General features: G+C 56.6%; 11 protein-coding genes. 6 read left to right on the top strand and 5 right to left on the bottom strand.

Annotated features, from left to right (window positions below):
- The first annotated feature begins 84 nt into the window (after positions 1-84).
- From MTX78_RS04660 to MTX78_RS04635, 6 genes are all read left to right on the top strand, one after another.
- Complete coding sequence (locus MTX78_RS04660; protein WP_243800344.1) at positions 85-1281, top strand: MFS transporter; 1197 nt, start codon at positions 85-87, stop codon at positions 1279-1281.
- Between the two features lie 267 nt (positions 1282-1548).
- Positions 1549-3579: a DUF3857 domain-containing protein gene (locus MTX78_RS04655; protein WP_243800342.1), complete on the top strand. Its 2031-nt coding sequence runs from the start codon at positions 1549-1551 to the stop codon at positions 3577-3579.
- Positions 3580-3782: 203 nt separating this feature from the next.
- Positions 3783-5834 carry a DUF3857 and transglutaminase domain-containing protein gene (locus tag MTX78_RS04650; protein ID WP_243800340.1) on the top strand — a complete coding sequence of 684 codons (2052 nt, stop codon included), beginning with the start codon at positions 3783-3785 and terminating at the stop codon, positions 5832-5834.
- Complete coding sequence (locus MTX78_RS04645; RefSeq protein ID WP_243800338.1) at positions 5831-7795, top strand: DUF3857 domain-containing protein; 1965 nt, start codon at positions 5831-5833, stop codon at positions 7793-7795. The genes MTX78_RS04650 and MTX78_RS04645 overlap by 4 nt, the downstream gene beginning before the upstream one ends.
- Before the next feature lie 193 nt (positions 7796-7988).
- Positions 7989-9083, top strand: a complete 1095-nt coding sequence (locus MTX78_RS04640; protein WP_243800336.1) for an SDR family oxidoreductase — start codon at positions 7989-7991, stop codon at positions 9081-9083.
- Positions 9084-9436: 353 nt separating this feature from the next.
- Entirely contained in the window at positions 9437-13012 is a 3576-nt protein-coding gene (locus MTX78_RS04635) for a reprolysin-like metallopeptidase (RefSeq protein ID WP_243800334.1), read from the top strand.
- Positions 13013-13449: 437 nt separating this feature from the next.
- On the opposite strand, the gene MTX78_RS04630 is transcribed toward MTX78_RS04635, so the two are convergent.
- The 5 genes from MTX78_RS04630 to MTX78_RS04610 all read right to left on the bottom strand — a co-directional run bounded on the left by MTX78_RS04630 (position 13450) and on the right by MTX78_RS04610 (position 19555).
- A complete protein-coding gene (locus MTX78_RS04630) occupies positions 13450-15192 on the bottom strand; it encodes a T9SS type A sorting domain-containing protein (protein WP_243800332.1) in 1743 nt (580 codons plus the stop codon).
- Between the two features lie 244 nt (positions 15193-15436).
- Positions 15437-17578 (bottom strand): helix-hairpin-helix domain-containing protein, encoded by a 2142-nt coding sequence (locus tag MTX78_RS04625; protein ID WP_243800330.1) that lies wholly within the window; start codon positions 17576-17578, stop codon positions 15437-15439.
- Positions 17579-17583: 5 nt separating this feature from the next.
- A complete protein-coding gene (locus MTX78_RS04620) occupies positions 17584-18435 on the bottom strand; it encodes a PorV/PorQ family protein (RefSeq protein ID WP_243800328.1) in 852 nt (283 codons plus the stop codon).
- Between the two features lie 325 nt (positions 18436-18760).
- Positions 18761-18940: a hypothetical protein gene (locus MTX78_RS04615; protein WP_243800326.1), complete on the bottom strand. Its 180-nt coding sequence runs from the start codon at positions 18938-18940 to the stop codon at positions 18761-18763.
- 42 nt (positions 18941-18982) lie between these two features.
- Entirely contained in the window at positions 18983-19555 is a 573-nt protein-coding gene (locus MTX78_RS04610; protein WP_243800324.1) for a T6SS immunity protein Tdi1 domain-containing protein, read from the bottom strand.
- Between the last annotated feature and the right edge of the window lie 19 nt (positions 19556-19574).

Genomic DNA, 19574 nt, shown 5'->3' with positions numbered 1-19574 from the left:
ATTCAAGGGCAAAAAGCGGTTTTTTCTTCTAGCGAGGAGCTACCGTAAAGGCAACGCAGTGGCTGCCTGCTACCTTTGCACTACATGCCAGCTACTGCCACTGCCCCTAGTACGTATAGCACCGGCTTCTGGCTGATGTGCTTGTCGTCGTTTCTGTTTTTTGCCAGCTTCAACATGCTCTTGCCAGAGTTGCCTGCCTACCTCACCGGGCTGGGCGGCGGCGAGTACAAGGGCTACATTATTGCACTTTTCACGCTTACAGCCTGCATATCACGCCCTTTCAGCGGGAAGCTCGCCGACACGGTAGGGCGCATTCCAGTCATGGTGTTTGGGTCGTTAGTGTGCTTTGTCTGCGGTTTCTTTTACCCCTGGACGGCCACAGTGGCTAGCTTCCTGTTTCTGCGCCTGCTGCACGGCTTCAGCACCGGCTTCAAGCCCACCGCCACGGCTGCCTTTATCAGCGACATTATACCGCTTGCTAAGCGCGGCGAGGCCATGGGCCTGTTGGGGGTGGCCGGCTCACTCGGTATGGCTGCTGGTCCGGCGCTGGGCAGCCGTCTTACCGCAGCCACCTCACTCAACACGCTGTTTTACTGCTCGTCGGCGCTGGCTCTGCTTAGCTTGTTGGTGCAGGGCACTCTTACCGAGACGCTGCCCATAGCGCAACGTCAGCGGTTTAGCTGGAAGCTGCTGCAACTGAAATGGGACGAGATACTGGAACCACGCGTACTGCAGCCGGCCATCGTTACGCTGTTGTGTTTGTTTCCGTACGGCGCTATCCTGACAGTAGTACCCGACCAAAGCACGGCGTTGGGCCTTAAAGCTGCCGACAAAGGCATGTTCTACACCTGCTTTACGCTGGCCTCGTTGGCAGTGCGGCTGCTAGCTGGCCGGGCTTCCGACACCTACGGCCGCCTGCCGATACTGCGCATCTCCACCATGCTGCTGGCCGTGGCGCTCGGCGTGCTCACGCTGGCAACCCATTCTATCCCGTTGTTCTTGGGTGGCGCAGTGTTGTTTGGATTGGCTACTGGCCTCAACTCCCCTACCATCTACGCTTGGACCATCGACCTAAGCCACCCCGAGCGGCGCGGCCGGGGCGTAGCCACCATGTACATTGCGCTTGAAGCCGGTATCGGGTTGGGCGCACTATTGGCTGGCTGGATATTTTCCAACCAGATCGAGCATCTGCCCTACGTCCATGGCCTCAGCCTGTTCTTCACGTTGGTAGCTGTGGTGTACCTACTAGTTGGGGTGAAAAAGCAGCCCGTCGCGCAGTAGCGTCACCTCACCAAATGGATTGGCACGCTGTGTATATAAGGTGTACAGCGTACGTTCTTCCAATGTCGTTTTGCCCTTACTGTTGCTGCTATTGTTCAGTTCTGCGCCTGTCCTGAATGACTAATGCTAGGGCAGTGAAAAATAGTAATTCCTATTCTATATATAATATTTGTCGAATTGCACGTTTCCTTGCACCTTTAGATTGCTAAATCCTTCCAGTATTCTTTATACGATGATGAGAATGGAATCATCATCTATACTATTTCCATGCCCCCGCCTTTTATTCGTCAGTTACAGACGTTGTGTGTCTGCTTGTTATTAGCGGGGCCAGCGTGTGCCCAAAAGATTCTAAACGTACCTATCCGGTTCGGCAGCGTGGTGCCTGCCGATTTCACCAAGCTACCTGCAGCCACCGATACCACAGCAGCAGAAGCCGAGTATCTATGCGACTTCGGCAATAGCAAAATAGTAGGCTCGCGCGACCATTTTCAGGTGGTGTTTGAGCGCACTGCCCGGCTGCGCATCAACCGCAAGGCGGGCTACGAGTGGGCCACGGTGCAAGTACCGCTCTACACCAAAGACGGTAGCGCCGAACGGCTCAGTAACCTCAAGGGCTTCACCTACAATTTACAAGATGGACGGGTTGTGCAAGTGAAGCTCAACCCAGACCCACTATTCCGGGAGAAGCTTGACAAAAACCATGTCCAGGTTTCCTTCACCATGCCAGAGGTGCGGGAAGGCTCCATTGTGGAATTCGCTTACACCATCACCTCCGACTTCATTTTCAACCTTCAGGACTGGCAGTTCGAGCACAGCATTCCGGTTCGCTGGAGCGAGTACCGGGCTACCATACCGCAGTTCTACAACTACAAGTCTATTACGCGGGGCTATTTGCCTTTTGCGGTACAGGAAACCACGGCGGTTCCTTATAGCACCACCTACAACATGTCGGCGGAAAATGGCTTAGCGCCCAGCCAGGACACCCACATTTCAGGACAGGCCATGCAATTGCGCTGGGTGATGAAAGACGTACCGGCCTTTCGGTCGGAACCATTCATGACCACTCCCCACGACTACATGCGCAGTGTGCATTTCGAGTTGGCAGGCAGTGACTTCACCGGCAAAGATTACCACGACCTCACGGGCAAATGGGAGACGCTTTGGAAGACGCTGCAGCAAGACGAAGAGTTTGGCAAAGCCCTAACGGGTGCTGCTCCCCTGGCAGCCGAAGCTAAAGCGCTGCAAGGGAAGTATGCTGAACCCAGAGCGCGGGCCGCGGCCGTGCTGGCATTGGTGCAACGTAGCATCCGCTACAACGGCCAGCCGCGGGTGTTTGTGTCGCAGCCCTTGCGCCGAGCGTTCGAACAGCACTTAGGCAACGCAGCCGACGTGAATCTGCTGCTTGTACAGACCCTGCGCCAAGCGGGTCTGCAGGCCACTCCCCTGCTGTTGAGCACCCGCGACCATGGGCAGGTGCAAACGACTATGCCAGTCATCACGCAGTTCAACTACGTGGCCGCTCACCTCACGCTGCCCGACAACGCCGATCTGCTGCTGGATGCTACCGAGCCACAGTTGCCGCTTGGGTTTTTGCCTGAGCGTTGCCTGAATGGCCAAGGCTGTTTGGCAAACGCCGAAGGCCGCTGGCTACAGCTGAAACCGGCGGCCAACCACACCCAGTTTCGGAGCGCCAAATTTCACCTCAGTCCGCAAGGACTGCTGGAAGGCACTGCCAAATTAGAGTATGGTGGGTACGCGGGCCTTGAAGCGCGCCGGCAAATCCGGGAAAGTTCGTCGGGGGACTACCTGGGCCGCATCAGCCGCCGTTGGACGGATTGGCAGCCGGCTGCGCTAAAGCTATTGGCGCTCGACTCGGTGCGTAAGCCGCTGGCGGTGGAGCTGAACCTACGCTTCGCACCCGACAACCCGGATGCTGCTATGTACTATGTGCCGCTGCTAAAAGCGCTGGACGTCATGCCCCATCCTTTCCAGTCGGAGAGCCGCGTGTACCCCGTCAATCTGGGGATGCCGCACGACTACACGAGCATGGTAACGCTACTCCTGCCTCCAAACTTCGTGGTGCAGGAGTTGCCGGCCAATGTGCTCCTTTCCTTACCCAACGGCGGCGGACGGTTCATGTACCAAGCCAGCCAGGTCAGCCCAGGCACTATTCAGGTTACCACCCGGCTTCAGCTTCTCAAGGCCGATTATGGACCTGAGGAATACGCCGCCCTGCGCGAAATACACCAACGAGCCGCCGCCAAATGTGCGGAAATGCTGGTAGTGCGCCGGAACTAGTATTCTATCTATAACGCAATACTGGCCTACGTCAGCATCAGAATGCCTTTGCTATAAATAGCACCAGCACACAACACGTGCTGCTACTTGCCCCTCCCAACCCCAATCTTATCCAGCGTTTTCTACCTATTCACTCCGGTTTCCATGCATCTAGTGGCACGCTTATACGCCTTGCTTGAAGCCGCTTTACTTTTCTCTTTTATATGTTAACACCTGTACTGCGCCAGCTTGCCCTGCTGGTTGTGTTAGGCGGAGTGGCCACATTGCCGGCCCTTGGTCAAGTTGACCCCATCAAGTTCGGCAAGCCCAACCCCGAAGATTTCCTTGCCAGCAATTTTGTAGCCGACAGCGCTGCCGAGGCGGTGGTACTATGCGACTATGGCCGCTCCCGCTTCGAATACATTGATGGCGACTTCCGGGTGATATTCGACCGGGTTACCCGCATCAAGATTTTAAGCAAGGGAGGCTACGACTGGGCGACGGTAGAGGTACCACTTTACCACCAGAATTCACGAGAAGAAAAGCTCACGAACGTGCGCGGCTTCACCTACAACCTGGTAGGCAAGGAGGTGACCAAGGAAAAGTTCGACGCCACTATCTTCCGGGAGGAAGCCAGCTCCAACGTCACGATGCGCAAGTTTACGCTGCCCAAGGTGCGCGAAGGCTCGGTCATCGAATACGCCTACACAGTGGTATCCGACTTCACGTTCAACTTCCAGGACTGGCAATTTCAGCAAACCATTCCGGTGCGGTGGAGCGAGTACCGAGCCTCTATCCCAACATACTTCGATTACAAGATTCTCATGCAGGGCTACGAGGCCCCAACTGTAGCCGAGCATTCGGAAGGCGCCATGCAGGTTACGGTACGCGAAGGCGGCAGTTTTGAAGGGGGCGGCTTCAACACCCAGCGCGTGGCGGCAAGTAGCAGCACGGTAAATGTTCCACTGAAAACGCACCGCTGGGCCATAAAAGATGTGCCGGCATTTCGAGACGAGCCGTTCATGACGTCGTCTCGGGACTACATTTCGCGCATCGACTTCGAGCTGGCTGGCATACGCTGGGAAGGCCAGCCGTACCGCGCCGTCGCCGACAGCTGGGAGAAGATCAACACCGACCTGCTAGCCGACGAGAACTTCGGGCAGCAACTCAAGCGGGGCAGTTTCCTAAAGGAACAGCTTACGCCTCTGTTGGCGAAGGAAAAAGACCCTGCTGCCCGCGTAGCAGCCATTCATGCCCTAGTGCGCAAAGCCGTGAAATACGACGGCTACGACCGACTCTATAGCACGAGCAGCATCCGCAAAGCCTACGACCAACACCGCGGCACCGCCGCCGACGTGAATTTGTTGCTGATTGCCGCTCTGCGCGAAGCTGGTTTTCAAGCCAACCCCGTGCTGCTGAGCACCCGCAACCACGGCATAGTCAACCAGGAGTTTATGCCGCTGCTTTCGCGCTTCAACTACGTGGTGGCCCACGTAGCACTGCCCGAAGGGAAGGAAATGCTGGCCGACGCCACCGAGGAACTAGTTCCTTGCGGCATGCTGCCGACGCGCTGTCTTAACACGACGGGCCGCCTTATTATGCCCAAAGCCGCCGACTCGCGCTGGATTAGCCTAACGCCCCAGCAGCGTCTCACTGAATACCACAATGTTCAGCTCACATTGGATGAGAAGGGTGGTTACACCGGCAAGGTGCACTCCGAGCACAGCGGCTACGCGGGCTTGCGGCAACGCGGCCAGCTAAGCGAGAAAGGCGAAAAGAAATTTGTAGAAGAGCTGCTGAAAGGCCGGGAAGGCTGGAACATTGGCAAATACCAGTTCAACCAGCGCGACGTCCTTGACAAGCCATTGGGCCTCGACTATGAGCTGACGTCGGCAGGAGGTGACGCTGCGGCCAGCATGCTCTACCTGAAACCATTGCAGCACTTCGGCAACACCCGCAACCCGTTTGTACACGAGGACCGCAAGTTTCCGGTGGACTTCGGCTGCGCCCTGGACGAGACATTGGTGATGACCCTGACGCTACCAGCCGGCTACGAAGTGGAAGAACTGCCCAAACCCACTTCCGTTGCGCTGCCCGACAACGGGGGGCGGTTTATGTTCCAGGCGCAGCCGCTCGGTTCTACCATCCAGATTACGAGTCGGCTCAGCTTAGCCCGGCCCGTGTACTCAGCCGAAGAGTATGCTAGCCTGCGCGAATTCTACCGGTTGGTGGTGGCTAAGCAGACCGAGCAACTTGTGTTAAAGAAAAAGTCATGAGCAGCCCCCGCTATTTCTTGAAGTTGGGCCGTTGCGCCAGCTTGTTTCTGAGCGCTACGATGTTGGTGAGTGAGGCGCTGGCCGGCACGGCACCCAAATTTCCGGTGACGGAAATACCAGCTTCCTTGCGTGAGAATGCACATGCGGTGGTTCGCTTGGCCGAAGAAACATTGCTAGTGAAATCGGCCGGAAGGACCATCACAACCGAACGGCGCGTAGTTACCGTTTTCGACGAGGCAGGCTCCTGGTTTGCTACCAAGGTGGTGCAGTATGATCAACTGAATACAGTGAACTACCTGCGAGGCTCGGTGTATGATGCAGATGGCCGCCTGCTGCGCACGTTGAAATCCGTGGATATCAAAGATGTGTCCTTGTCCGATGGGTCCAACCTGGCTACCGACGGAAGGGGCCGCACCGCGGACCTACGCCAACCGCAGTACCCCTACACGGTGGAGTTCGAGCACGAAGTCAATTCCACCAATACCCTGTTTTACTCCACCTGGCGGCCCCAGTACGCCGAGCAAGTGGCAGTAGAACAAGCAGTATTCCGCGTCTTCACCCCCACTGAGTTGCCCTTACGCTACCTGGAACGTGACCTGCCCACTGGTACCGCTGTAGCGCGCACCACCCAGGCTGGGGGCCTACAGGCATACGAATGGCGGGTGCAGAATCTGGCTGCCGTGGAAGAAGAACCTGATGGCCCGCCTGTGTCGGAAACAACACCCGTGGTGTTCACGGCCCCGAGCCAGTTCGAGGTGCAGGGCCATTTGGGCATGCTCACTTCCTGGCAAACGCTAGGGCTGTGGACCTACCAGCTCAACGCCGGGCGCGACGCCTTACCGCCTGCCGTGCAAGCCAAGGTAGCCGTACTGGTGCAAGGCGAATCCGATGAGCGGGCCCGCATCAAGAAAGTGTACGAGTGGCTGCAAGCCAACACCCGGTACGTATCGGTGCAGCTAGGCATTGGTGGCTGGCAGACCTTCCCGGCGTCGAGCGTGGCGGCCAACGGCTACGGCGACTGCAAGGCCCTAACCAACTATTGCCAGGCCTTATTGAAAGCAGCCGGCATTACGGCGCATTGCGCCCTCGTGCGGGCCAACGATGAAGACATCCGCACCGAATTCCCCAGCCAGCAGTTCAACCACGTGGTGCTGTGCGTGCCGCTCCAAAAGGCTGCTAAGCGGGACACCGTGTGGCTGGAATGCACCAGCCAGACCAACGCTTTCGGTTACATGAGCAGCTTCACCGGCAACCGGCATGCGCTCCTGCTCACGCCCCAGGGCGGCAAGCTGGTGCGCACCCCTCGCTACGGCGCTTCCGACAACCGCTTGGAGCGGCTAGCAGATGTATATTTAGATGAAAAAGGCAGTGCCACGGCCAATATTCGGACCCGCCGCACTGGGCTGGAACAGGATAGCTACGCCTCACTAGCCAGTTCTCTGAATGTAGTAGACCAAAAGAAAGTGCTAGCCGAGCATTTGCCGCTAGCCAGCTTCAGCATCAGCAAGCTGGCTTACACCGCCGACGAGCGGGGTCCGGTTCCGGCCCTCACCGAGACGCTGGGCTTAACCCTACCAGGCTGGGCCAATATATCAGGCAAGCGGGCTTTTCTGGCTCCAAACTTACTGAGCCGCTGGAGCGCACTCCCCGCCAGCGTGGGCGAGCGGCGCACTCCTATCTGGCTAGACAAGGCTTATAGCTACGCCGACACAGTGCGTATTCATGTGCCGGCTGGCTTCAAACCCGAGAGCCTACCAGCCCCCGTCAAGCTCAGCACCGCTTTCGGCACCTATTCCAGCCAGGTGCAAGCCCTGCCCGATGGCACACTGCTCTACGTGCGCCAGCTGCTGGTTCCCCGCACCCGGTTTGCCCGCACCGAGTATCCGGCGTACCAAGATTTCCGGCGCCGCATCAGCTCCGCCGACAAAGCTCAAATTGTGCTTGTGAAAACCGACGCGTAGCCTGCTGGATACCGCAGGTAGTGCAAGCCCACCAGAAACAATTCTGGTGGGCTTTTTCATGCGTAGTGGCGGGGTGCAGGCTTGGATGCGCGCAGGACGGCGAGCGGCTGTGCAAGCAGAATAACCACGGCATTTTGTATCAAAGCAAAAGCGCACTCGTATTCTGCATCTGAACTACGCAACCCAACTACCTATGAAAATCAACTTAAAAAAGCTTTCCCAACAAGTTGTTGTGATTACCGGCGCCTCGTCGGGTATTGGCTTGGTTACGGCCCGCATGGCGGCCAAGCAAGGCGCCAAGCTAGTGCTAGCAGCCCGCAGCGAAGACGCGCTTCAGCAGCTCACCAGCGAGATACAAGAAGATGGCGGCCAAGCCACCTATGTGGTAGCTGATGTTAGCAGCCAGGAAGAAGTACAACGCATTGCGCAAGCAGCTCAAGACCAGTTTGGGGGCTTCGACACGTGGATCAATAACGCTGGGGTTTCCATTTATGGCAAGCTCGAGGAAGTGCCCATCGAGGACATGCGCAAGCTGTTTGAAACCAACGTCTGGGGGCTGATCTACGGGTCGTTGGAAGCCGCCAAACACCTCAAGCAGCGCGGAGGCGCCATCATCAATATCGGCAGCATTCTGTCGGAAACCACGGCCATTCTGCAGAGCATCTACAGCGCCAGCAAGCACGCGGTGAAGGGCTTTACCGACGGGCTGCGCATGGAATTGGAACTCGATGAAGCGCCGATATCCGTTACGTTGATCAAGCCAGCGGCAATTGATACGCCGTATCCGTTGCACGCCAAAAACTTTATGGAGCGGGAAGCTAAACACGCGCCGCCCGCTTACGCGCCCGAAACCGTAGCGCGCGCCATTTTGCACGCCGCTGAAAACCCAACGCCCGAAGTAACAGTAGGCGGCGGGGGCAAGATGATATCCTCGATGAACCATTGGGCGCCTCGCCTACTCGACAAGTTCATGGAAAACGTGTTTGTGAAGCAGGAACAGGCTGAATACCCCGCTGGTCCGCTCGAGCACAACGGCCTCGACCGTCCTACTGGCAAGCTAGAGGCCCGTGGCAACTACGACGGCCACACCCGCGAAACCAGCTTCTACACAACCGCCACCTTGCATCCAGCCGTAACGGCTGCCGTAGCGGTGGGCGCGGGCGTGGTGCTGGCTGCCTGGCTCGGGAAGTCGGGTAGCAAGTCATCAGGCAAAACGGCCAGCGGAAAAGCAACAGGGCAAACGTACCGGGGCGTACTGCCAACAGACTCGGTAAAGCCTGTGCACTAGCCGCAGCTACCTCTTGACAACCACGCGCCCAACTTACTCTGTGAGTTGGGCGCGTGGTTGTAAGGGCCTCAACGGCGGAAATATTCTGCCTAAGTCAGCTGGCAGCAAAGCGTGTAGCGAGGTTCCTGTTGATCTTGTTGCTGAGAGACTTTCCAATTTCAATTTTCAGGGTTTGCATTTCTTGACTATGCGCTTTGCAGCACGCTGCTCCAGCTTTTCAACATAGAGAGTTGAACTCTTAGCCTGTACCTCTCGGCAGCCTCTAGGTTAGATAGCAAGCCACCTAAAAAACATTAACTTAGGCGCATTCAATAGGACTGTATTTCCATACCCTTCCACCTTTTCCTCTTTCTATGTTATCACCTTTTACTTTCTCGTGGCGCTCCTGCAAAACAGCCCTGTTAGGGGGGCTGTTTCTGACGGCCGGGGCCCCGCTTGCTGCCACGGCGCAACGGGTGTTATGGGCTGATGCCACCGAGGCTATGCCCGCCGCTGCCCGCGCTACCACCCAAGCCCTAAGCCAATACCGCGCTGTAAGTGTGCAGCTACCCGCCTTGCGGAGTGCCTTGGCCAACGCCCCGGCTGAGACCAATCTGCGCACTTCGGGCACTGTTATATCCTTACCGCTACCCAACGGCACATCGGAGCGTTACCGCATGGCACAGGTACCGGTGATGGACCCGCGGCTGGCGGCCCGCTATCCGATGATTAAAACCTATGTTGGGCAGAGCCTAGACGACGCTACAGCTAGCGTCCGGCTGGATGTGTCGCCGGCTGGTTTCCACGCTATGATTCAGGGCGCTGGCCGCACAGTGTATATTGACCCCGCTGCTGATGGCAATGCAACGCAGCACCTTGTGTTCAACAAGAGCAGCATGAACATGAGCGGCCAGAGCTACGCATGCTTCACCAATGAGCCGGTATCTACCTTGCCTACTTCGGCGGCAGCCCTGATTCCTAACGGTTCTACGTTGCGTACTTACCGCTTGGCCATGGCGTGCACCGGCGAGTACGCTGCTACCAAAGGCGGTACCACAGCAGGAGCACTGGCAGCCATCGTAACGTCGATAAACCGTGTGAGTGGTGTGTATGAGAAAGAACTGGCTATCCGTTTCGTGTTGATTCCAGAGACGGACACCCTTATTTTCTTGGATGCTGCCACTGACCCCTACACCAACCTCAGCAACGGCGCAACGCTGAACACCAACCAAACAGTTGTTGATCAGCGCATTGGCGCAGCCAACTACGACATTGGCCACATTTTCAATACCGCTGATGGCGGCATTGCCGGCCTTGGCGTGGTATGCCGCGCTGGCAATAAAGCTAGAGGTTCCACAGGCTTGCCTAACCCAACGGGCGACGCTTTCGATATCGACTACGTGGCGCACGAAATTGGTCACCAGTTTGGCGGAGCCCACACGTTCAATGGCAACACCGGCAGCTGCGCTGGCGGCAACCGGTCGGCTAACTCAGCCTACGAGCCCGGCAGTGGTACTACCATTATGGCATACGCCGGCATCTGCGGCACGGCCAACAACTTGCAGCCGAACAGTGACCCGTACTTCCACTCGCAGAGCTTCGACCAAATTGTTGCGTATGTGAACGGGTTGGGCAACTGCAGCGTGAATACCGCTACCGGCAACACGGCTCCCGTGGTAAATGCGGGCAACAACTACCGTATTCCAATTGGCACGCCATTCACGCTCACCGGCTCGGCCACCGACGCCAACAGCGACCCACTGACTTACTCGTGGGAACAGTTCAACTTAGGTCCCCAGGGTCCTCCTACTGCTCCGGTTGGTGATGCGCCTATCTTCCGGGTTTTCTCGCCGGTGCCAACACCGGTTCGTACGTTCCCTCGCCAGTCTGATTTGCTTGCCAACACGGTTACTATCGGCGAGGTGCTGCCAACCTACTCGCGCCGGCTGGTTTTCCGGCTTGTAGCCCGCGACAACCGCGCCACTGGCGGCGGTGTAGACTATGACTCGATGAACGTGGTAGTATCAGGAACGGCTGGTCCTTTCCTGGTGACGCTGCCTAACACGGCTTCGGCCTCGTGGCAGGCAGGTGCGCCGCAGCAAGTAGCTTGGGACGTAGCCAACACCACCGCGGCTCCGATCAGCGCCGCCAACGTAGACATTCTGCTCTCTACGGATGGTGGTCAGACGTTCCCAACGGTATTGCTGGCTAACACTCCGAACGATGGTTTCGAGAATGTAACAGTTCCTACTACGGTAGCGGCCACCACTACGGCCCGCATCAAAGTGCAGGCATCGGGCAACATCTTCTTCGACCTTTCCAACCAGAATTTCACCATTCGCAACAGCGGCACGCCTACTTTCTTCTTGAGCACGGCCGCCACTCAGATTTCGTCTATCTGCCCCGGAGCTTCCGTCACGGTGCCCGTTACGGTAGGCGCTATTCAGGGCTTCACTGGCACGGTAGCACTATCTGCGGCTAACTTGCCAGCGGGTGTTACGGTGAGCTACAGCAACAACAGCCCCGTAGTGGGCGACGTTGTGCAGGCTACCATCGCCACTACCAATGCAGTAGCATCGGGCTTGTACACTATTTCCCTCAGCGGCACCAGTGGTACGCAAACCCAAACCCAGCAACTTTCCTTCCAGGTACTACCAGCGGCTACGGCGGCGGCCGTTACAGTGGCGCCCGCAGCAGGCACCCGTGTAGGCCCACGCCCACGCTTCACCTGGACTCCCGTTCCGAATGCCACTACGTATGAGTTGCAAGTAGCATCGGATGCCAGCTTCAGCACCATCCTGTTCACCCAAGCCGGCATCAATGCCATCAACTTCACGCCTGCTTCGCTGAATCTGACGGCGGGTACGACGTACTACTGGCGTGTGCGCGGCATCAGCGTATGCAGCACGGCTCCGTATTCTCCTGGCGTTGCGTTCCAAGTAGGCGCACTCACCTGCTCTACCTTGGCGGCCACGCAAGTACCGGTTGTTATTCAGGCCGGTGCCGCTAGCTCGGTTACGTCGGTACTGAACGTGCAAACGACCGAGCAGGTCGGTAACATCCGAATCCGTAACCTCACGCTTACTCACCCCAACATTGGCGAACTAACGGTTTCGCTCACGAACCCCGCTGGCCGGACGGTGGTCCTGCTGGCTAACGCCTGCCCTGGCACTGCCAACCTCAATTTGAGCCTCAGCGACGACGCCATGGCGGCTATAACTTGCCCACTGGCTGTTGGTGCCACGTACCGTCCCGCCAACCCACTGGCTGATCTGCTCAACGACCCAGCCAATGGTAACTGGACCCTAACTGTTGCGGACAATACGCCCGGCAACGGCGGCGAGCTTACCGGTTGGAGCCTAGAGCTTTGCACCCTCGGTGAAGCTCCAGCGGCCCCAGCAGCCCTCACGGCTATTTTGGGCCCTGTAGTGAACAACAGTGCTGGTGTAAACCTGATCTGGCTCGACAATGCTAACAACGAAACTGGCTACCAGATTGAGCGCACCGGTGCCAACAACAACACGTTCCAGCTCCTCACCACCACGGCCCCCAATGCCACGTTTGCTACCGACCAGATCAGTGCGGCAAACGGTACGTATTGCTACCGCATCCGGGCTATCAACCCCGTAGGGCCATCGGCTTACTCCAACGAAAGCTGCGTGACTGTTACTGTGTTGGCTAAGCAGAACGAGGCGTTGCTACGTGGTGTGCAAGTATTCCCCAACCCGAGCACTGGCGTATTCCAAGTGAATGTTGACAACGCACAGCGCGGCAAGATTACACTTCGCGTTACGGATGCCTTAGGCCGTACGGTAGAGCAAGTTGCCCTCAACAAATCGGGCGCGCCGCTACAACACTCACTCGACCTAACTAAGCTAAGCACAGGCTTGTATCAGCTCCACCTCGACATGCCAGAAGGCACCGCCGTAGTGAAGATTATGAAGCAGTAAGCCATAGGTCAACGCTTTAGCGGTTTGATAAATAGAAAAGGCGGCTCCCATTACGGGGGCCGCCTTTTCTATTTGTGGTTAGCCGTTTTCACCTACACTATCTGGATCTGGCTGGGTTACTATCATCCCGCAAGCTTTAGTAAGCAGGATTTTCAGCCTACTGCGAGTGGTCAACCTACAGACACAGTGTGTCGATATCGGATGCGAAAACAGTCTCTCTTACTTAGCAATCCGAAATATGGAGGAGAACTCACAAGTGGGTTTCCCTCAAGGCGTCTTCGCTCTTAGCTGACGCCAAAATACTCGCTTAACCCAGCCTTCTAATTCAAGTAGCACTGCTTGTTACCTACCTTCTATACGTGTTGGCTAAAGAGCAAAAAAGGCAGCACCCGGTTGAGTGCTGCCTTTTCTGTTTGGCTAAAAACAAAGTCGAGAACCTATTCCACCACCACTTTCCGGACTACAGTTTCGTGACCAGCTTGCACACGCAGCATGTAGATGCCTTTGGTCAGCGCGGCCGTAGACAACGACTGCTCTGCCAAGCCACCTCGCACCGACAGCGTACGTTCTGCAACAACCTGGCCCAGCGTGTTCAGGAGTGCCACCTGCGCCGTTGCTAAGCTGCTAATTCCGCTTACACGCACGGTTAGCTGACCAGTGGTAGTAGGGTTCGGGAATACGCTTACTTCACCCTTTGCCAACTGCTGTTGCGTGCTTAGTACGGTACTGCCAACAGCAATAGTGAAAGGCCCCTGTACGTCGGACGTAGCATAAGGCGCCACAGCAACGTAATAGGTGGTATTAGGCGTAAGGCCGGTTACGTTCAACGAGCCAGCATTTGTGTTGTTGGTCTCGCCGCCTTTGCAAGCCACTGGCGTGAAGCCTAAAGAACAGGAAGTAGCCGAGAATACCCGGATGGAGCCAGCCGCAGTGCCTGTAGTGGCAATACCTACCGTGGTGCTGCCTGCACCAGTAGCGTTGGTCGTGAAGCGGAACCACACATCTTTCGGGTTAACAGCCACTCCACAACCCATAGGCGGTGGATTGGTATAGCCAGGAGCCACTGTGCTCGTGGTGGTGGTAGCGCCTAAATTGGTAGCACTCAAAGGCGCGGCAGTGCTGGATGGCGCTGGGAGTGCAATGGCATTACATGGGTTGTCGTTTTCGGGAGTGGTAGAGAAGCTTCTATCCAGTGTCTCACCCGTTACACCGCTAGCGCAATTAGCTTGGATTCTGAGCGCATAGGTCGTGCTAGCACTAAGCCCCGTAATCACGATGGGTGAAGTGGTGGGCGCGGGGGCAATGGTGGTAGGCGTACCTCCTGTTGGCGTGTAGGTTACAGTATAGCTGGTATGGCCAGCGCCTGGCATAAACGTGAGGGTAGCCGTAGTAGTGGTTACGGCACTCACTGTGAAATTGCGCAACGGACCGCAGACGTTAGCAGGCGGCGCAAAGCGGTAAATCTGGCCGGCGGCTGGTACGGCAGCAATATTACGCGGATCGACAGTTGTGCTAGCAGTTGGGGCAGTAGAGGCATTGCTGAGTGCCACAAAAGTACCTGCCGCCGTTCCGGAGCCTAATCCGCCCAACCCAATAGAGGCAGAAGCGCTATTGAGTGCCCCACCCTCAGGCTGATAAACAAATTCGATATTGTTGGAGCCCTCATACAGCTTTACCTGAAATGATACACTTGGAGCAGGAGCATCGTAATCCCAAAGAGAATTACGCCACTCGAACGTAAATACACGGTTCGGAGCGGTGCCGGTAGTCAAGTAGGAAGCCGCCCCACCCCTATCACTTGGCACACCACTCAAATCGTCCCAGAGCGGGGCCAGTAGTGGGCGCGCCGGAGCACCACCTGCCAGGTTGTTTTCTTGGCCAAGTTCAGTGTTGGCAGTATTGAAAGTCAGGAAGCCATTGGAGGAAGCTTGCAGCTGACTGTAAATGGTCCCATCATACGCGAAAGGAAACCCTATTTGAATGGCAGGTGATAGCGCGTCATCCGTGAGTAGAGCCGGCACAGCGGTGCCACCTGTTAGCTGCGTATACGTGCCAGAAGCAGCCGTAAAGGTGTAATTGTTTACCTGAGCCGACGCGGAGCCAATAGTCAGAGCAGCTCCGGTCAACATTGCCGACAGGCGGCGGAAGGCGGTAGCCCATACTTGTATGCGTGTTTTCATTCAGTAAAAAATAGATGGTGGACAAGAAAGCAAACGTGTATAGGGCAAGTGCCCCTTGTTGCCTGCAATAGCCCAATATAATCTATAAATATTACTTAAAAACAGAACACACAGCCAACTCCACTTCCCCAGTGGGATTCAGCCCTCTTTTATTGCTACTTTCTACAGTTTAAACCTCAGAGGGCAAGCCTACTAGCCAGAAACTATCCACTGCGAGTACCCGTTCAGCTTTGTTGATTTTCAACTAGAATCGGTAACGAGCCTGCGCCTTGACATCCGTTCGGCGTGGACCTGCAATTTCCTCTAAGCCGGAACCTACCGTTTGCTGGTGCCGATAATGGGTTTCGGCTACACGCAGCCAGAATGTAAGGTGGCGGCTGCACGTAATTTCCGCTAGCCCATACACCCGGGTACCCTGGCCCGACAAGGCCGGCACCGAGAAGGCATACAATACATCCTGCTCGAAAACGTATTGTCGGGTGTCGTAGTCGTCGGTATCAAACAGGGCGTAGCGAGCTGTTAGGCGCAGCCGGCGGCCCACCCCAACGGTGGCATCCTGAGCCAGCACATAGCCTGTACGCCAGGGGCCGTTGTTTTCGCGGTAGCGTGTTCCTTGCACACGCGTACGCAAGCCAAGCGTAGATGTAGGGTTGGCATCGTAGTAGAGCAGTATACTGCGGCGTATAGTGGGCACGGGCAGCGGTGCGGGCCGGTCGCCGGCTGCATCGTATTCTTTCTCTCGGGTGCGGAGTTGCGCATACAGCAAGCTGGTTTTGGTGGGCGCATAGGCTAGCCGCACCAGCCAATCGTGGCCCCGCGAGGGAGCCCCAACCTGGTATTTCAGCCAGGGAAACCAAAACTGGTCGTAGTAGGCTGACATCTCCCACCGAGCTAACGGCCGCAGCTTCGCCCCCAGGTACAAGCCCGACTCGTTGATGTTGCGAGTATTTTCGCTCAGAGCGTTGCCATACAGCGTATGAAAGTTGCGGGCGTAATGCCGCATCAACACCGATACATCGAAGGTGGGGGCTATACTGGCCAACAGGCCATTTACAGTGCCGATACCGCCAGAACTGCTGCGGGCTGTTTCCCCGAACAGCAGCATGTTGCCATGCACATAAGAATACTGCGTGCTGACCGCCATGTTGTGCCGGCCCCGAAACTCGTACCGATTGTACAGCTCCGGCCGCCGCTGAATGGCTTTGTCGAAATACGTATCGACAGCAGTCAGGCCGGCCGTGAAATTGCTGCTGCGGCTGGTGTAGCTCAGATTGCCACCCGCTACGGTTTCGCGCAAGGCCTGCCGGTTGGCTAATTCAGCGGGCGTGCGGTGGAAGCCAGTAAGCTGAAAGCCCGATGAAAACTCGTTGAACTCAGCCAAGGAATCGGCAGCAAACTGCACGCTGGCATCTACCCGCTTGCGCGAAACAAAAGCCGTAGCCCGCACCGTGGGCGCCACACTGACCGTAGCCGCAGCGCCCCGAAAAAACGTAGTCTCCAGCACCGATGAATAGGGCCGAACGCCCACCGAGCTGCGCCGCAAGGTGGTAATTGTTTCGGCCCCCTTCCCTACTTGCAGCCCCGACGACAGCAACAACCCCTGCCCGAATTGCAGCTGATAGTCGCCTACAGCTAGCGTTTTCAGCCGTCCTCGCTCCTGCACCACCAAGTGCCCCGACAAGAAATCGGGTCCGTAACGGCGGGACTTAGGGTTCCAAACCAGTTGCTCGCCGGCATCCTTCTCGGCAGTGAACCCCAAGCTGAAATCCTTGGTATGGCTAACGCGGTAGCGCACCAACAGCTTATCCGGCGACCCTACGTAGCGTGTTGGTCCCTGACCCGAGCTATCGAGCGACACCGCCGCATATCCTTTGCGGCCTTGCAGCACCCGCTCGTAACGCACAAACAGTGCATTGTTGTCTTCTTGCAGCACGCGCTGCCACAGCGGGCCCCGCAAGCCGTTGCTGCCGCCCGCTACCTGCGCCGTCACGAACGGAGCCGCACGGTAGATACTGCGCATGTCGAAACCAGGCACCACCTGCAGTTCATAGAGCGTGAGTAACGCCCCCCGTTGCTGCCGATACTCGAGCAAGTTCGTGATTTGACTTTCGGAGAGCAGCAACAGCCCGCGCAGTTCTTCCCGGGTGGCCGTGTTCAGGTTGAGTGGGGTTTGGTAGTACTGTAGCAGCGTCTCGTACAGATCTTCGTACGGCACTTGGTCACTCTGAATCTCAGCAAATAGCTCCTGCGTCAGGCGGTCGAAGTCTGCTGCTGGGCGCACGTATTCCTGCGCTTGAACCCCAAAGCTGTTTAGCACTATTCCCAACAGCCAGAAACCGGATTTTATCCGTTTCAACTTCAGTAGGCCCGCTAAGGCAACCAGCATGCGTCTCATGGTTTCTGCCCCACCAAGAAGCTGATGCCCACGTGTTGGCTGAGCCCCAGCGCCCCTTGCCAAGCCGCCGCATAATCTATTGCAAGCGCCCCGGCCTTCACGCCAACGCCAGCCGTAGTTTCCTCGGTAAGGGTCCGGAAGCCCGCCCGCAGTGCCAGCTTCTCAATCACGAGGTACTCAAGACCAGCTTTGAAATCGGCGTCCTGCTCGACGTCCTTTTCGGTTTCGATGCTGAGCTGCACCTTACCAGACGCACGATACGAAATACCCGCTTTCAGCACAGTGGGTACCCGCTCCTGCTGGTAATCGGCTAGTTTGGCTTGGTTAAGATTATAGAGGTAGGCGCCAAACACCAGCCGCTTGGGCACCAATTCCGCCTGCCCTCCCAACGACACCGCCATGGCCCGTTTGCTGCCCAACCCCTCAATACTGAGCTGCAGCATATCCACCCGGACGCCCACGCTGACTAGCCCGCCTCGGTAGCCATACCCTGCTCCCACTCGTTGCTCACTGTAGAGCTTGCCGCCGAAACGCTGCACTTCCACCCCTACCACCCCGTTTTTGGCCTTGTTGTCTTCCACAGCACCCAACGGTACGGCTGCCACCGCGGCCACTGTGTTCAGGGCACTCAACAAGTAGCGGTTTTCGGCATACACGCCCACTATCGGGCGGCTAAGCTGCCCTAGCCCCGCCACGTTGTTGCCGATGGCCCACACGTCGCTAAGCGTTACCGAGGCATTGCCCATACCCGCCGCTCGCGCACCACGTGTACCGGGGCCGTTACCTTGCCCGTAAGCGGTAATTGATAATAGAAATAAAATAACTGCAATAAGATAGAGTTGTCTCATAAGCAAGTGTATACAATCTTCAATAATAGCATATTTATACCATCAGATAGCTAAGTCTATTTAAATTACTCTATGATATCCTACTCTGTAAAGGCTCAACGGAGCCCTTTAACACACAACGTCCCGACCTTATTAGGGCCGGGACGTTGTGTTGGATTACAGATAACAGCAAACTTGTTGCTCCATAGCTTTATGTTCAAGCAAGCGTATGAGTTCTGCTTCTTTTACTATTGCCTGAACAATCTTTTGCACATGGACTGTGCCAGGCTCCGTCACCCTTTAACATACACCAGAGAGTGACGGAGCAACCGAATGTCGACGAGAGCTAGCTGACAGACGCTGCCACGGCGGTGGAGGCTGCTTGCACCGCTTGATACGCATAGCTACCGGCAGCAGGCGGGACGAACTCGCCCGCCGTGCCCGCCTCCCGGCCCATCTGCTCGGCCGCTAGCGAGAAGTAGAGCACCCAGCCCGGCTCCTGTCTCGCCAGTCGAAGACGCAGCAAATTATAGGCGCATCCTCCCTCTAGCCTTACTAGCGCAAGTGCTTAGCGCTCGAGTACGCCCGTCATTTGCCCGATGAGGGCAATATGCTCCCGCAGTTTCACTTTTTGCAGGTGTTCCACCTTTTCCGGGCCACCTAATGCCAGTAGCGGCACATAGCCGAAGCACTCGTCAAAAGCGGGTTCGCCTAACTGTTCACGAGCGACTGGGTATGGTTCCCAAAGCAACTCTTCTCGTAGAGTTGCCCCATCAGCCAAGTCTTCAAAGAAAAATTCTAGTCCCTTGCTTATGGCTGTTGTTTGGCCGTGCCGGTAGTCTACGAGTACTAAATAGCCGCGTTCCCACACAAGTAAATCGCCCATAGAAGTAGCGAAAAGTACGACGGGTGGTGCCGGAGAGGGTGTGCTGGTGAGTTGGTAGGTATCTTCCAACAAGCCGGCATAGTCATCAGGATTGACAATTTTTAGATAGCCATCGCAGAAGGTACCGAACCCATACTGTTCCCATACCTCTACCAGTTCACTTGGCACAAGGTCGCGGTAACGGCTGATCAGTTCAGCTGAGGGCCTCTCTATGATTGTGTAGGAAGGAAAACGAGCGAACAATTTGTTGAGCATGAGAGGTACAAAGAACAAT

Source organism: Hymenobacter tibetensis (genome assembly GCF_022827545.1).
Taxonomy (GTDB): Bacteria; Bacteroidota; Bacteroidia; order Cytophagales; family Hymenobacteraceae; genus Hymenobacter; species Hymenobacter tibetensis.
This window is presented reverse-complemented; position numbering and strand designations above follow the sequence as displayed.